This is a genomic window from Nocardioides glacieisoli (genome assembly GCF_004137245.1).
Classification (GTDB): domain Bacteria; phylum Actinomycetota; class Actinomycetes; order Propionibacteriales; family Nocardioidaceae; genus Nocardioides; species Nocardioides glacieisoli.
The window spans coordinates 121,291-135,806 of record NZ_SDWS01000004.1 but is presented as its reverse complement, the minus strand read 5'-3'; the positions used below and the strand labels follow the sequence as shown (position 1 = coordinate 135,806).

17 protein-coding genes are annotated in these 14,516 nt (G+C 70.6%); 14 read left to right on the top strand and 3 right to left on the bottom strand.

The window, feature by feature from the left end; genetic code table 11:
• Positions 1 to 78 precede the first annotated feature (78 nt).
• Together arc and EUA06_RS10435 are read left to right on the top strand one after the other, a co-directional pair.
• Positions 79 to 1,824, top strand: coding sequence for a proteasome ATPase (gene arc, locus EUA06_RS10440; RefSeq protein WP_129475307.1), 1,746 nt, complete (start codon positions 79 to 81; stop codon positions 1,822 to 1,824).
• Between the two features lie 5 nt (positions 1,825 to 1,829).
• Positions 1,830 to 2,192, top strand: a complete 363-nt coding sequence (locus EUA06_RS10435) for a hypothetical protein (protein WP_129475305.1) — start codon at positions 1,830 to 1,832, stop codon at positions 2,190 to 2,192.
• A 157-nt stretch (positions 2,193 to 2,349) separates the two neighbouring features.
• Here the strand turns inward: EUA06_RS10435 and EUA06_RS10430 are convergent, their stop codons facing one another.
• Positions 2,350 to 2,973, bottom strand: coding sequence for a class I SAM-dependent methyltransferase (locus EUA06_RS10430; protein WP_207208305.1), 624 nt, complete (start codon positions 2,971 to 2,973; stop codon positions 2,350 to 2,352).
• Between the two features lie 3 nt (positions 2,974 to 2,976).
• Here EUA06_RS10430 and dop point away from each other — a divergent pair, with 3 nt between their 5' ends.
• The 4 genes from dop to prcA all read left to right on the top strand — a co-directional run bounded on the left by dop (position 2,977) and on the right by prcA (position 6,656).
• A complete protein-coding gene (dop, locus tag EUA06_RS10425) occupies positions 2,977 to 4,497 on the top strand; it encodes a depupylase/deamidase Dop (protein WP_129475303.1) in 1,521 nt (506 codons plus the stop codon).
• Between the two features lie 65 nt (positions 4,498 to 4,562).
• Positions 4,563 to 4,760, top strand: coding sequence for a ubiquitin-like protein Pup (locus tag EUA06_RS10420; RefSeq protein WP_129475301.1), 198 nt, complete (start codon positions 4,563 to 4,565; stop codon positions 4,758 to 4,760).
• 52 nt (positions 4,761 to 4,812) lie between these two features.
• Complete coding sequence (prcB, locus tag EUA06_RS10415) at positions 4,813 to 5,643, top strand: proteasome subunit beta (protein ID WP_129475299.1); 831 nt, start codon at positions 4,813 to 4,815, stop codon at positions 5,641 to 5,643.
• Positions 5,644 to 5,666: 23 nt separating this feature from the next.
• Entirely contained in the window at positions 5,667 to 6,656 is a 990-nt protein-coding gene (prcA, locus tag EUA06_RS10410) for a proteasome subunit alpha (RefSeq protein WP_129475297.1), read from the top strand.
• On the opposite strand, the gene EUA06_RS10405 is transcribed toward prcA, so the two are convergent.
• Positions 6,643 to 7,053: a hypothetical protein gene (locus tag EUA06_RS10405; protein WP_129475296.1), complete on the bottom strand. Its 411-nt coding sequence runs from the start codon at positions 7,051 to 7,053 to the stop codon at positions 6,643 to 6,645. The genes prcA and EUA06_RS10405 overlap by 14 nt on opposite strands.
• Before the next feature lie 134 nt (positions 7,054 to 7,187).
• Here EUA06_RS10405 and EUA06_RS10400 point away from each other — a divergent pair, with 134 nt between their 5' ends.
• Positions 7,188 to 7,781, top strand: coding sequence for a hypothetical protein (locus tag EUA06_RS10400; protein WP_129475294.1), 594 nt, complete (start codon positions 7,188 to 7,190; stop codon positions 7,779 to 7,781).
• Positions 7,782 to 7,848: 67 nt separating this feature from the next.
• Here EUA06_RS10400 and EUA06_RS10395 read toward each other — a convergent pair whose 3' ends face one another.
• Positions 7,849 to 8,328: an alpha/beta-hydrolase N-terminal domain-containing protein gene (locus tag EUA06_RS10395; protein ID WP_129475292.1), complete on the bottom strand. Its 480-nt coding sequence runs from the start codon at positions 8,326 to 8,328 to the stop codon at positions 7,849 to 7,851.
• Positions 8,329 to 8,424: 96 nt separating this feature from the next.
• Between EUA06_RS10395 and pafA the strand changes: the two genes are divergently transcribed.
• The 7 genes from pafA (at position 8,425) to EUA06_RS10360 (ending at position 14,513) form a co-directional block, all read left to right on the top strand.
• Positions 8,425 to 9,786, top strand: a complete 1,362-nt coding sequence (pafA, locus tag EUA06_RS10390; RefSeq protein ID WP_129475290.1) for a Pup--protein ligase — start codon at positions 8,425 to 8,427, stop codon at positions 9,784 to 9,786.
• 68 nt (positions 9,787 to 9,854) lie between these two features.
• A complete protein-coding gene (locus tag EUA06_RS10385) occupies positions 9,855 to 10,820 on the top strand; it encodes an FKBP-type peptidyl-prolyl cis-trans isomerase (RefSeq protein ID WP_129475288.1) in 966 nt (321 codons plus the stop codon).
• Between the two features lie 36 nt (positions 10,821 to 10,856).
• Positions 10,857 to 11,861, top strand: coding sequence for a helix-turn-helix transcriptional regulator (locus tag EUA06_RS10380; RefSeq protein ID WP_129475286.1), 1,005 nt, complete (start codon positions 10,857 to 10,859; stop codon positions 11,859 to 11,861).
• Positions 11,858 to 12,850, top strand: a complete 993-nt coding sequence (locus tag EUA06_RS10375; RefSeq protein ID WP_129475284.1) for a helix-turn-helix transcriptional regulator — start codon at positions 11,858 to 11,860, stop codon at positions 12,848 to 12,850. Before EUA06_RS10380 ends, EUA06_RS10375 begins: the two co-directional genes overlap by 4 nt.
• A 49-nt stretch (positions 12,851 to 12,899) precedes the next feature.
• A complete protein-coding gene (tatA, locus tag EUA06_RS10370) occupies positions 12,900 to 13,220 on the top strand; it encodes a twin-arginine translocase TatA/TatE family subunit (protein ID WP_129475282.1) in 321 nt (106 codons plus the stop codon).
• A 5-nt stretch (positions 13,221 to 13,225) separates the two neighbouring features.
• Positions 13,226 to 14,062, top strand: a complete 837-nt coding sequence (tatC, locus tag EUA06_RS10365) for a twin-arginine translocase subunit TatC (RefSeq protein WP_129475281.1) — start codon at positions 13,226 to 13,228, stop codon at positions 14,060 to 14,062.
• Between the two features lie 34 nt (positions 14,063 to 14,096).
• Positions 14,097 to 14,513: a hypothetical protein gene (locus EUA06_RS10360; protein WP_129475279.1), complete on the top strand. Its 417-nt coding sequence runs from the start codon at positions 14,097 to 14,099 to the stop codon at positions 14,511 to 14,513.
• Positions 14,514 to 14,516: the final 3 nt, after the last annotated feature.

Here is a 14,516-nt window from a genome sequence, read left to right as displayed (position 1 = left end):
CGGTGACCAACACGGCTGGATATTCACTTCCGTCCCACGGGTGAGTGGGTAGTGTCGCAATCGACGGAGGAGGTGCCCATGTCCGAGCCGACACGCGAGCAACTTGCCACTCAGGTGCGCTATCTGGAGGCCGAGGTCACCGACCTGCGACGCCGCCTCGACGACGTGCCGGGTCAGGCCCGCGGCCTCGAGAGCAGGCTGGCCGACGCGCAGCGGTCGCTGGCCGCCGTCTCGAGCCAGAACGAGCGACTCGCACAGACCCTGCGCGACGCCCGCGACCAGATCACCACGCTCAAGGAGGAGGTCGACCGGCTGGCGCAGCCGCCCGCCGGCTTCGGCACGTTCCTCGCACGCAACGACGACGACTCCGTGGACGTGTTCACGGGCGGCCGCAAGCTGCGCGTGAGCGTGAGCCCTGCTGTCGACATGGACGACCTCGTGCGCGGCCAGGAGGTCATGCTCAACGAGGCCCTCAACGTCGTCGCGGCGCTCGACTTCGAGCAGGTCGGCGAGGTCGTGATGCTCAAGGAGATCCTCGCCGACGGCGAGCGGGCGCTGGTGATCGCCAACGCCGACGAGGAGCGGGTCGTCCGCCTCGCGGAGCCGCTGCGCGCCGAGGACGTGACGATCCGCGCCGGCGACTCGCTGCTGCTCGACACCCGGGCGGGCTACGTCTACGAGGTCGTGCCGAAGTCGGAGGTCGAGGAGCTCGTCCTCGAGGAGGTCCCCGACATCGACTACTCGCAGATCGGTGGCCTGGTCGCGCAGATCGACGCGATCCGCGATGCCGTCGAGCTGCCCTACCTCCACCCCGAGCTCTTCAAGGACCACCAGCTCAAGCCGCCGAAGGGCGTGCTGCTCTACGGCCCGCCCGGCTGCGGGAAGACGCTGATCGCCAAGGCGGTCGCCAACTCGCTGGCCAAGAAGGTCTCCGAGCGCACCGGAGCGTCGGGGAAGTCCTACTTCCTCAACATCAAGGGTCCCGAGCTGCTCAACAAGTACGTCGGCGAGACCGAGCGCCACATCCGGCTGGTCTTCCAGCGGGCGCGTGAGAAGGCGTCGATGGGCACGCCCGTCATCGTGTTCTTCGACGAGATGGACTCGCTCTTCCGCACGCGCGGCTCGGGTGTCTCCTCCGACGTGGAGAACACCATCGTGCCGCAGCTGCTCAGCGAGATCGACGGCGTCGAGGCGCTGGAGAACGTGCTGGTCATCGGTGCGTCCAACCGCGAGGACATGATCGACCCCGCGATCCTGCGTCCTGGCCGCCTCGACGTGAAGATCAAGATCGAGCGACCCGACGCCGAGTCGGCGCGCGACATCTTCTCCAAGTACCTCACGTCGTCGCTGCCGCTGCACACGGTCGACCTGGCCGAGTTCAACGACGACCGCGAGGCGACGGTGGCGGCGATGATCCGTGCGACGGTCGAGCGGATGTACACCGAGTCGGAGGAGAACCGCTTCCTCGAGGTCACCTACGCCAACGGCGACAAGGAGGTCCTCTACTTCAAGGACTTCAACTCCGGCGCGATGATCCAGAACATCGTCGACCGGGCCAAGAAGATGGCGATCAAGGACTTCCTCGACAGCGACCTCAACCCCGCCCAGCGTGGTCTCCGCGTGCAGCACATGCTCCAGGCGTGCGTGGACGAGTTCAAGGAGAACGAGGACCTGCCCAACACCACCAACCCCGACGACTGGGCGCGGATCTCGGGCAAGAAGGGTGAGCGCATCGTCTTCATCCGCACGCTCATCACCGGCAAGCAGGGCACCGAGCCGGGTCGCTCCATCGACACCGTGGCCAACACCGGCCAGTACCTCTGACCGCGATGAACCGCGAGGAGGAGCTCGGGCACGGCGACATCGAGGCCGCGCTGGCGACCCGTCGCGAGCTCGGCGCGCGCTACGACGCGGAGCTGGTGGACGGCTTCGCCGAGCGGATCGAGCGCACGGTCGAGCGTCGCGTGGCCGACCAGGTGGCGCTCGTGCAGGGCCGTACGGCAGGAAGCGAGGGCGGGCGGATCCGCCAGTTCGTCCTCGGCATCATCTTTGTCGGCGTGGGCATCCCCATCACGATCGTGCCGATGGTCGCAGCCGACAACGGGCTTCCCGCGGTCGTGGTCGCCTGGCTCGGCATCGTCGGCGTCAATGCCGCGCACGCGGCCGCCGTCAACGGCAACCGTCGCGACTGATCGAGCGACACCCCGGACACCCTTCGGAGGGTGTGTGCGAAGTCCCGCAACCACTAGGTTGAGCGTATGCGAACCATTCTGATCATCGTCGTCATCGTCCTGGTCGTCCTCTTCCTCGCGGGCTTCCTCCGCCGGGGCCGCTGATCCGCGCGACCCGTCAGCCGGCCAGCAGCCGGTACCCGTAGGTCCACGGCCGTGACACGGCCGGTCCGGGCAGGTAGGCCTGCTCGGAGTCCTCGATGCGCCATCCCGTCTCCTCCACGAGGGACGGGGTGTCGCGCGTGAGGTGGCACCCACCGGCGACCGCACGCTGCAGCGGCTCCATCCGGTGCTGCCAGCGGCGTACGGACTCGTCGGGCGCCAGCCCGTGCTCGAGGACGTGCAGCCGCCCGCCCGGCCGCACCACCCGGCGTGCCTCGCGCAGCGCCAGGAGCGGGTCGGGGATGGTGCACAGGCTGAAGGTGATCAGCGCGCTGTCGTGCGAGTCGTCCGGCAGGTCGAGCCGCTGCCCGTCGAGACCCGCACGCTCGACGGTCAGCGCGCTCCGCACCCGGCGGCGCTCGGAGAGCTGCCACCCGAGGTCGGAGGGCTCGATCGCGGTGACCGAGGTGACCTCGGGCGGGTACCACCGGACGTTGAGCCCGCTGCCGAAGCCGATCTCGAGCACGCGCCCGGTGAGCCCGGCGCAGGTCGTCTCGCGCATCTCGCCGACCTCGTGACCGCGCAGGCTCAGGTCCGTCAGCCGCGGCACGACCCGCTCGTCCCACACCCGTAGGCTCATGCCATGAGCGTACGACGGGTGATGGGCACCGAGGTCGAGTACGGCATCTCGGTGCAGGGCCAGCCCGCGGCCAACCCGATGGTCGCGTCGTCCCAGATCGTCAACGCGTACGCCTCCTCCACCGTCCGTGCACGTCGCGCCCGGTGGGACTTCGAGGAGGAGTCGCCGCTGCGCGACGCCCGCGGCTTCGACATGGCCCGCCAGATCGCCGACCCGACCCAGCTCACCGACGAGGATCTCGGCCTCGCCAACGTGATCCTCACCAACGGAGCCCGGCTCTACGTCGACCACGCGCACCCGGAGTACTCCTCGCCCGAGGTGACGACGCCGCTCGACGTGGTGCGGTGGGAGAAGGCGGGGGAGCAGGTCATGCTCGACGCCTCCCGGATGGCGGCGCAGGTGCCCGGCAGCGTGCCGATCGTGCTCTACAAGAACAACACCGACAACAAGGGTGCGTCCTACGGCGCCCACGAGAACTACCTGATGCGGCGCTCGACGCAGTTCGCCGAGATCGTGCGCCACCTGACGCCGTTCTTCGTGTCCCGCCAGGTCGTCACCGGCGCCGGCCGGGTCGGGATCGGCCAGGACGGGCGCGACACCACGCCCGAGCGCGGCTTCCAGATCAGCCAGCGCTCCGACTACTTCGAGGTCGAGGTCGGGCTCGAGACCACCCTCAAGCGGCCGATCATCAACACCCGCGACGAGCCCCACGCCGATCCCGCGGTCTACCGGCGCCTCCACGTGATCCTCGGGGACGCCAACCTTGCGGAGATCTCGATCTACCTCAAGGCCGGCACCACCGCCCTCGTGCTGGCGATGATCGAGGACGGCTTCATCGACCGCGACCTCACGGTGGAGGGCGCGGTCCGCACGCTGCGCGACGTCTCCCACGACCCGACCCTGAAGCACCTGGTCACGCTGCGCGACGGACGCCGGCTCACCGCCGTCCAGCTCCAGATGGAGTACCTCGAGCTCGCCCGCAAGCACGTCGAGGACCGGCTCGGGTCCGACGCCGACGACCAGACGCTCGACGTGCTCGCCCGCTGGGAGTCGGTGCTCACCCGCCTCGAGCGCGACCCCATGGAGTGCGCCACCGAGCTCGACTGGGTCGCCAAGCTCAAGCTGCTCCAGCAGTACCGCGACCGCGACTCCCTCGACTGGGACGACGCCAAGCTGCACCTCATCGACCTGCAGTACGCCGACGTACGTCCCGACAAGGGCCTCTACCACCGGCTCGCCGGGTCGGGACGGATCCAGCGGCTGCTCGACGACGACACGATCGAGCACGCGATGCACGAGCCGCCGACCGACACCCGCGCCTACTTCCGCGGCCGCTGCCTCGACAAGTACGCCGACTCGGTGGCGGCCGCGTCGTGGGACTCCGTGATCTTCGACCTGCCGGGCCGCGAGTCGCTCCAGCGGGTGCCGACGATCGACCCGCTGCGGGGCACGAAGGCCCACGTCGGCGAGCTGATCGACCGCTCGGACACCGCCCAGGCGCTGGTCGCGGCCATCACTCGCTGAGACTCGCGCCGTCCGTCGACGGTGAACCTCCTTGTGGCGTCGGTGCGAGTGGATAGGGTCGTGACATGGCCCAGGAGCAGAAGCAGCCGCGCAAGTCCTCGCAGGAGGAGACGGCGACCGAGGAGGTCGTCGAAAGCGACGTCGCCGAGCGCAAGGAGATGATCGACGAGGACGTCGACGCGATCCTCGACGAGATCGACGAGGTCCTCGAGTCCAACGCCGAGGACTTCGTGAAGTCGTTCATCCAGAAGGGCGGACAGTGATGACCACCCCATCGAAATCCTCGCTGCGCTGCGGTTCCGACAGGGACCCCGGATGAGCGGATCGCGACTGCCGATGTCCTACATGACCCCCGGCACGTCGAGCTTCGCCGACTTCCTGGGGGCCCAGGCACCCCAACTCCTGCCGTCGCGCCGGGCGCTGCCCAGCGGTGACGCCGCCGACCTGGCTCCGCACGGCACCACGATCGTGGCCGCCACCTTCAGCGGCGGCGTGGTGATGGCGGGTGACCGCCGCGCCACGATGGGCAACATCATCGCCCAGCGCGACATCCAGAAGGTCTTCCCGGCCGACGAGTTCTCCGTGGTCGGCATCGCCGGCACCGCGGGGCTCGCCGTCGAGATGGTCCGGCTCTTCCAGACCGAGCTCGAGCACTACGAGAAGATCGAGGGGATGACGCTGTCGATCGACGGCAAGGCCAACCGGCTCTCGGCGCTGATCCGCGCCAACCTCGGCCTCGCGATGCAGGGGCTCGCCGTCGTCCCGCTCTTCGCCGGCTACGACCTGGTGGCCGACCAGGGCCGCATCTTCAGCTACGACGTCACCGGCGGGCGCTACGAGGAGACCGCGTTCCACTCCGTCGGCTCCGGATCGCTCTTCGCCCGCGGCTCGCTCAAGAAGCTCTACCGCGAGGACCTCGACGAGGAGGGCACGGTGACTGCGGTCATCCAGGCGCTCTACGACGCCGCCGACGACGACTCCGCGACCGGCGGCCCCGACCTGACCCGGCGGATCTTCCCGGTCGTCCACGTGATCACGCCCGACGGCGGTCGGCGGATGCCCGACGAGGAGGTCGCGGTCATCGCGGACCGGATGCTCGCCTCGCGGATGCAGCGCCCCGACGGTCCCGCCGCCCCTCTCACCTGATGCAGTCGTAGGAGCCAGCTCACATGTCCATGCCGTTCTACGTCTCGCCCGAGCAGATGATGAAGGACCGGGCCGACTTCGCCCGCAAGGGCATCGCCCGCGGTCGGTCCGTCGTCGCGGTCCAGTACGCCGACGGGATCCTGTTCGTCTCCGAGAACCCGTCGCAGGCGCTCCACAAGGTCAGCGAGATCTACGACCGGATCGCCTTTGCGGCGGTGGGTCGCTACAACGAGTTCGAGAACCTCCGCATCGCCGGCGTCCGCCTCGCCGACATGCGCGGCTACGCCTACGACCGGCGCGACGTGACCGGCCGGGGACTGGCCAACGCCTACGCCCAGACGCTCGGCACGATCTTCTCCTCGGGCGGCGAGAAGCCCTACGAGGTGGAGATCTTCGTCGCCGAGATCGGCGACGTCGCCGCGGACGACCAGCTCTACCGCCTCACCTACGACGGCCAGGTTGCCGACGAGCACGGCTTCGCCGTGATGGGCGGTGCCGCCGACGTCGTCGCGGGCCACCTGCGCGAGCACTACGTCGCCGGCAGCTCGCTGGAGGACACGCTCCGCGTGGCCGTCGCAGCACTGGGGCACTCCGAGACCGAGGACCGCGTCATCCCGGCGAGCGCCCTCGAGGTGGCCGCGCTCGACCGCACGCGCTCGCAGCCGCGGAAGTTCCTGCGGCTGAGGGCGGCACGCCTCACCGAGATCCTCGGCGATGCGGGCACCGCCGATGCGCCCTCGCCCGAGGACGTGCTCGCCGGCGCCGCGCCGCGCCACACCGGCGTCGACGACCCGCAGGACCCGACCGACCAGGTCTCGGGCAACGTCCCGCCCCTGGAGGACCCGGTGACGGGCGAGCCCCCGGTCGCGCCGCCGGTGCACCCGGCGCCTGCCACCCCGGAGGACCCGACCCCCGTGGAGCCGTCGGACCCCGTCGCGCCGGGCGAGCCCCAGCCGCCCGCACCGCAGCCCCCGACGCCCGACCCTGGCGATCCGCCGGTCAGCGGACGTTGAGCCCCGGCCACTGATCGGTGGCGACCGTCGGGATTCCGCTGAGCCGTCGCCGGTAGCGCACGAGCGGGCCGAACTCCTCCAGCGCGCTCCAGAGCCGCTGGTGGGCGGCCCAGGGGAGCGGGCCCGACGGCTGGACGTTGCCGTCCGGGCCGAACTCGTGCCAGGCGTCACCGAAGCCGATCCAGGCCGGCGTCCACGCCGCGGCGTCGTCCCACGTGCCCTGCCGTTGCTCGACCAGCCGGCGCCGCAGCTGGAACTCCATCCGGGCCCCGTCGACGACCACGGGTGCCGTGCGGACCGGCCACAGCCACATGTCGTCGGTCATCACCCGCAGCTCGAGGTCCTCCACGGCGCCAGGCTCGACGAGCACTGTGGCGACGAGGTGGCGGGCCTGCATGGGGCAACGCTCACCCGAGCCGGTGCCGGACGTCAAGGTCACCCGTACCTCCCCAAGGGTGTGGCTGGCACTACCGACGCGGCGCTCGCGGACTTCTACGTTGAGGTCTCCAGCACCGTCTCGAGAGGATCCACATGTCCACCAGCCGCCGTCTCCCGCGCCCCTCGCTCGCCCTCGTCGTCGCCCTCCTCGCCCTGGTCGTGGCGACTGGCGGCACGTCCTACGCAGCCGTGACGCTCGCCAAGAACAGCGTGCTCTCCAAGCACATCAAGAACGGTCAGGTGAAGACCGCCGACGTCAAGGACGGGGCCGTCACCGGCGCCAAGGTCAAGGACGGGTCGCTGGCAGCCGGCGACTTCGCCGCCGGACAGCTGCCCGCCGGTCCGGCAGGTCCGGCCGGTCCCGCTGGTCCCGCCGGAGCCCAGGGCATCCCCGGACCGACCAACACCGTGACGGTGGTCGCGTCGTCCGTCTCGACGGCGCCGGACGACTTCAACTCGGCCACCGCCAACTGCCCGGCCGGCATGGAAGCCGTTGGCGGAGGTCCGGACCCGGCCAACGTGCTTCGCATGACGGTCACCGCCTCACACCCCATGGTCGACAACACGCGCCCGCTCAACCTGGTCAACGGCCAGCACGGTCCCGCCACCGGATGGAGGGTCCAGATGCGCAACGACAGCCCGGACACCAACTACACCTTCAAGGTGATGGTGGTCTGCGCCGGCTGACCTGACGGACCACCGACGGACCTCCCGGACCCCAAGGCCGGGAGGTCCGTCGGCACTCGGGGAGCAGTCAGCCCGGTTCCGACGAGAGGTCCGTGGCCGTCGGCGCGGCGCGACGCTTGTCGGAGGCACTCATCGCGAGCGAGGCGGCCGCGGCGACGGCACCCATCCACACGCGCGGACGGCGTACGCCCCGGGCAGCGAGCTTCCGCTCGGCCCACTCGTCGGCTGCCTGACCGCCCCGGCTCGCACCGAGCACCAGCGCGGCGATCCCCGTCGCGAGGACTGCGGTCGGCAGTGGCTCCAGCGGCTCGCGCGGCCCGCCGCCCTCGCGCCGCAGCTTGTCCGGACGGCGGAGGGCCAGGGCCATGGTTCCGCCGGCCGCGACGGCCATGCCGCCGTGCAGCGCCCAGCGGGCCGGGCGCCTCCACCGCTGCACCGGCAGGTACGTCGTGACCAGCCCGGTGGCCACCGCCATGGCGACGTGGGACGGCCAGGAGTCGAGAGCGGAGTCGGGTGTCGCGCGGGTCCGGGGATCGGGCTCAGCCATGTCCGCAACCTAGACGGGCGCGGCAAGGCGCTCGCCGGGCAGGTTTCCGCGGCGAGTGCAGCAGCCCGGCGTGGTCCACGCGCCTAGGGTGGGCACATGGACCGGCGGATCTTCGGGATCGAGAACGAGTACGGCGTCACGTGCACGTTCAAGGGCCAGCGCCGCCTGAGCCCCGATGAGGTCGCCCGCTACCTGTTCCGCAAGGTCGTCAGCTGGGGGCGCTCGTCCAACGTCTTCCTCCGCAACGGGGCCCGGCTCTACCTCGACGTCGGCAGCCACCCGGAGTACGCGACCCCCGAGTGCGACGACATCGTCGACCTGGTCACGCACGACAAGGCCGGCGAGCGGATCCTCGAGGGACTGCTGCTCGACGCCGAGAACCGCCTCCACGAGGAGGGCATCTCCGGCGACATCTACCTCTTCAAGAACAACACCGACTCGGCCGGCAACTCCTACGGCTGCCACGAGAACTACCTGGTCGGCCGGGCAGGGGAGTTCAGCAAGCTGGCCGAGGTGCTGATCCCGTTCCTGGTGACCCGGCAGATCGTCGTCGGCGCCGGCAAGGTCGTCATGACGCCCCGCGGAGCGTCGTACAGCGTCAGTCAGCGTGCCGAGCACATCTGGGAGGGCGTCAGCAGCGCCACCACGCGCAGCCGCCCGATCATCAACACCCGCGACGAGCCGCACGCCGACGCGGAGCGGTTCCGCCGGCTCCACGTCATCGTCGGCGACTCCAACATGAGCGAGACCACCACCATGCTCAAGGTCGCGTCGTGCGACCTGGTGCTGCGGATGATCGAGGACGGCGTGGTGATGCGCGACCTCACCATGGAGAACCCGATCCGCGCGATCCGGGAGATCAGCCACGACCCCACCGGTCGGCGCAAGGTGCGCCTGGCCAACGGCCGTGAGGCGAGCGCGCTCGAGATCCAGGCGGAGTACCTCGGCAAGGCCCGCGACTACGTCGACCGCCGCCAGATCTCCACACCCACCATCGAGCGGGCCCTCGACCTCTGGGAGCGCGGGCTGAAGGCGGTCGAGTCCGACGACCTGGGACTCGTCGACCGGGAGATCGACTGGGTCATCAAGTACAAGCTGATCGAGCGCTACCGCGCGAAGAACGGCCTCTCCCTCGGTGACGCGCGCATCGCCCAGCTCGACCTGGCCTACCACGACATCCACCGCGGTCGCGGCCTCTACTACCTGCTGGAGAAGCGGGGAGCGGTCGCCCGGGTGACCACCGACCTCAAGATCTTCGAGGCCAAGAGCGTGCCGCCGCAGAACACCCGCGCGCGGCTGCGCGGCGAGTTCATCCGCAAGGCACAGGAGCGCCGCCGCGACTTCACGGTCGACTGGGTGCACCTCAAGCTCAACGACCAGGCCCAGCGCACGGTGCTGTGCAAGGACCCGTTCAAGGCCTACGACGAGCGGGTGCAGAGGCTGATCGACGGGATGTAGGGATCGCTCGATAGGGTGACCCGGCACCATCGCGACCCACGCCGTGACGAATTGATGAGGTTGAACCTGTGTCCCGTGTCCGTTCCGCTGCCCTCAGCGGTGTCCTCGCCCTCAGCCTGCTCGGGCTCGCCGCGTGCGGCTCCGACTCGAGCGACTCCGACGAGGGAGGCGCCTCGCTGAGCTCGGTCACGATCGAGGGCGAGCATGGCAAGGCGCCCGAGGTGACCTTCGACGGCCGGCTCGACGGCACGAAGACCGAGACCGAGGTACTCATCGAGGGTGACGGCGAGGAGGTCGCCGAGGGCGACACCGTCGAGGCCCAGTGGTGGATCGGCAACGGATTCACCGAGGAGGAGACGCAGAGCACCTGGGGCGAGGACGGCAAGGGAGAGCCGCAGTCCCTCGAGGTCGGCGACGAGGTGCTCCCGTTCCTCGCCGAGACGATGGTCGGCAACAACGTCGGCGACCGGGTGGTGCTGATGACGCCGTCGGACGAGGCGTTCGGCGAGGGTGGCGGTGCCCAGTTCAACCTCGGCAACCGCGACGCCGCGCTCATCGTGGTCGACATCCTGGGCCGCAAGGACACCGTCCCGGCCCTCGACGGCCCGCAGGGCGAGGAGAAGACACCCGCCAAGTGGGCACCGACGCTCATCGAGCAGGACGGCGTCATCACCGGGCTCGACTTCACCGATGCACGCGAGCCCAGCGGCAACCTGCTCGCCACGACGCTCATCAAGGGTGACGGCGCGGTCGTGAAGACGGGCCAGACCCTCACGGTGGACTACCTCGGCCAGGTCTACGACGCGGACGCGCCGTTCGACGAGTCGTACTCCAAGGAGCCGGCGGAGTTCCCGATCGGCACCGGCAGCGTCATCAAGGGCTGGGACGAGCGGCTCGTCGGTCGCACCGTGGGGTCGCGGGTGATCCTCGAGATCCCGCCGGCCGACGGCTACGGCGAGGAGGGCAACGAGGCCGCCGGCATCAAGGGCACCGACACGCTCTACTTCGTGATCGACATCCTCGGCGCGAGCTAGTCGCGCGGTCGGTCCGGGAAGGGCAGGGGAGAGGGCATGGCGCAGCCTCGAGCAGAGCGGCTGATGAACCTGCACATCCTGCTGCTCGGGGCGAAGCGTTTCATCGGCAAGGACGCCATCCGTGATGCCGTCTACGCCGAGCACGCCCGTGGTCCGGCCGGCGACGAGGCGTTCGAGCGCGCCTTCGAGCGCGACAAGGACGCGCTGCGCCAGATCGGCGCGATGATCGAGGTCGGCAGCGCGGACGCGTTCTTCGACGACGAGATCGGCTATCGCATCCCCACCGAGCAGACCTCGCTGCCCGAGATCCGCTTCGAGTCCGACGAGGCCGCGGTGCTCGGCCTGGCCGCGAAGGTGTGGCAGCAGGCGACGCTCGCCAAGGCGACGGCCCGCGCGCTCGCCAAGCTCAAGGGGCAGGGCGTCGAGATCGACCCCGCCCGGCTGGGGGTCGTCGCGCCGGCGATCACCGCTGAGGAGCCGGCCTTCGAGCCGCTGTGGGACGCGGTCGGCAAGCGCCGCCAGGTCAGCTTCCCCTACCAGCGCGCCAGCGAGTCCGAGCCGACCACCCGGCGCGTGCAGCCGTGGGGCCTGGCCCGCTCCTCGGGTCGCTGGTACGTCGTCGGGTTCGACGTCGACCGCGGCGCCGAGCGCGTGTTCCGGCTCTCGCGGATCGTCGGCCCGGTGCGGGCGAGCGGCAAGTCCGGTGCGTACGACGTGCCGGCCGGCACCGACGTACGAGCCGTGGCGCGCCGCCTGTCGCCGTCGTTCCCGTCGGTGCGGGCCGAGCTCCGGGTGCGCCGCGGGACAGGCGTGGCACTGCGCCGACGGGCCGAGTCGGTCGAGCCGCACGACGAGCCCGGCTGGGACGCCGTGGTGGTGTCAGGTCCGGTGCACGAGCTGTCCGACGAGGTGCTGACCTACGGCACCGACGTCGTCGTCGAAGGCCCGGACGCGCTGCGCGACGAGGTGGTGGCGCGGCTGCGTGCCGTGGCCGGCGTGGGAGCCGACGTGGGATCCGATGTTGATGGGAGCGCCCGGTGACGACGCAGCCCGCCGACACCGCACCCGACCAGGTCGCGCGCCTCCTGGCGCTGGTGCCCTACCTGCTCGCCCGCGGAGAGGTGCGCCTCGACGACGCCGCTGCTCACTTCGGCACCGATGCCGACCAGATCGAGCGCGACCTGCGCCTGCTCTTCATGACCGGCGTCTCGCCCGGGCTGCCGGGCGACCTGATCGAGGTGGACCTCGAGGCGCTCGAGGGCGACCGGATCATCCGTGTCGACAACGCCGACTACCTCGCGCGCCCCGTGCGCTTCTCGCCCGCGGAGGCGACCTCGCTCGTCGTGGCGCTCCGGACGATGGTCGAGGCCGCGCCGGAGGAGGCCCGCGACGTCATCCAGCGGACACTGGCCAAGCTCGAGGAGGCGGCCGGACAGGACGGTGAGGGGCTGCTCAAGCTGCACGTCGACCCGACCGCGCTGGAGGCGAGCGCCGTCGTACCCGTCCTGGAGTCCGCCATCGCGCACGGCCACCAGGCCGAGATCACCTACCACGTGCCGTCGCGCGACGAGGAGTCCCGCCGGGTCGTCGACCCGCGGGGACTCGCCCGCGTCGAGGACCTGCTCTACCTCGACGCGTGGTGCCACACGGCACAGGGCGACCGGGCGTTCCGGGTCGACCGCATCGTCGCCGCGACCGAGCTGGAGTCGGCGGTCGCCGACCCGGGTGCCCGCGCCCGTGACCTCACCGGCGGCTGGTTCACCGACTCCGAGACGCGCACCGTCACGCTGCGGCTCGCCCCGCCGGCGCGGTGGGTCACCGAGTACTACCAGGTGAGCGACCAGCGCCCCGGCCCCGACGGCACGGTCGACGTCGACCTCCAGGTCGCCAGCGAGCAGTGGGTCCGCACGCTCCTGCTGCGCCTCGCGCCGCACGCGACCCTGCTCGCCCCCGACGACTACGCCGAAACGTTCACCGCCACAGCGCGGGCAACCCTCCGCCTCTATCAGGTGGACGGCGTAGACTCGTGACGCACACTGCAGGGCCCTCATTCCGCAATCCCACGCTTGGAGAGACCTCATGATCAACCCACTGGTCGGCATGCCCCAGGGGCTGGAGTGGCTGGTGATTCTCGCGATCGTCGTCCTCGTGTTCGGTGCCGCCAAGCTGCCCGACCTCGCCCGCAGCTCGGGCCAGGCGCTGCGGATCTTCAAGACCGAGACCAAGGACCTGCGCGACGGCGACAAGGACGGGACCGGTCCCGACCCCAAGGCGACGCCGGAGCAGCGCGAGATCGAGGCCCGCGAGCTCGAGGCCCGCAACCTCGACGCGCGCCCCGAGACCCGCCCGGACGCCGCCGGTGACGTGGTCCGCGAGCGGCGCGACGACACCACCGCCTGACCCGGGTGAGAATCGCCGGCCTCGCCGGCCTGTTCCGCGGCGGACCCCAGCATCCTGTCGGCCCGGACGGGCGGATGGCGCTCTCCGACCACTTCCGCGAGTTCCGCGCGCGGCTCATGCGCTGCCTGGTGGCCTTCGTCGTGGTGCTCGTTGTGGCGCTGGTGTTCCGCCACACCCTCATCGACCTCGTCTACGGCCCCTACCTAGATGCGCAGGAGCAGCTCCCGGACGGCACGACCGAGGCGACCACGAGCGGGGCGGGTGCCGGCCTGCTGCTGTGGCTCACCCTCTGCGGCTTCACCTCAGCGACCGTCACCGCTCCCTACTGGCTCTACCAGATCTGGGCCTTCGTGCTGCCCGGGCTCTATGCGCAGGAGCGCAAGATGAGCCGGATCTTCGCCGGCGTCGCCGGCCCCCTCTTCCTGGGCGGGGTCGTCCTGGGCTACGTGACGTTGCCGGTGGCGCTCAAGGTGCTGATCGGCTTCAACCCCGACAACGTGACGAACCTGATCGATTTCAACGACTACCTGCAGTTCTTCACGCGCACGCTCTTCGTGTTCGGTCTGTCGTTCAACATCCCCGTGTTCGTGGTCCTGCTCAACTTCGCGGGCGTGGTGAAGGGCGCTTCGCTCAAGGCCTACCGGCCCTGGATCATCATCGGCACCTTCGTCTTCGCGGCCGTCGCGACGCCGTCCGCCGATCCGTTCACGATGACCCTCATGGCCGGGCCCATGGTGCTGCTCTTCTTCGCCTCCGAGGCGATCGCCCGGATCAATGACCGGCGCCGCGCCAGCAGGGCGCCGAACGCCGGGCTCGGGCCTGACGAGCTGTCCCCACTCTGACGACAGCACGGCCGCCTCTGACAGGGTGGGGCGCATGCAGGCCGCGATGACCGACATCGATCCGTTCGACCTGCCCGAGTGGCTCGGCACCCGTGACGTCGTCTGGCGCGCCGAGGCCGGTCTGCGCACCGGCCACCACGTGCGCGGGCGGTTGACCACCGGCGACGACGCAGGCGAGGCGGCCGAGATCGTGTGCGACCTCCTGGCGGTCGACGAGGCGTACCCGGAGCCGGTGGTCGACGACGCGACCCGCCTGCGGGTGCACCAGGCCTGGCGGCACGGACAGGTCGTGATCGGCAGCCTCGGCACCGCCGACGGTCCCCGCCTGGTGCTCGCGGTGCCCGGCACGGGCTTCGGTCCGGACCTCGTCCTGGACGCCCTCGGACGGCTCGCGCGAGCCGTGGGCGCACGCGCCGAGCGCTACGCCGCGTTGCTGCGGCTGAGCACCTAGGAC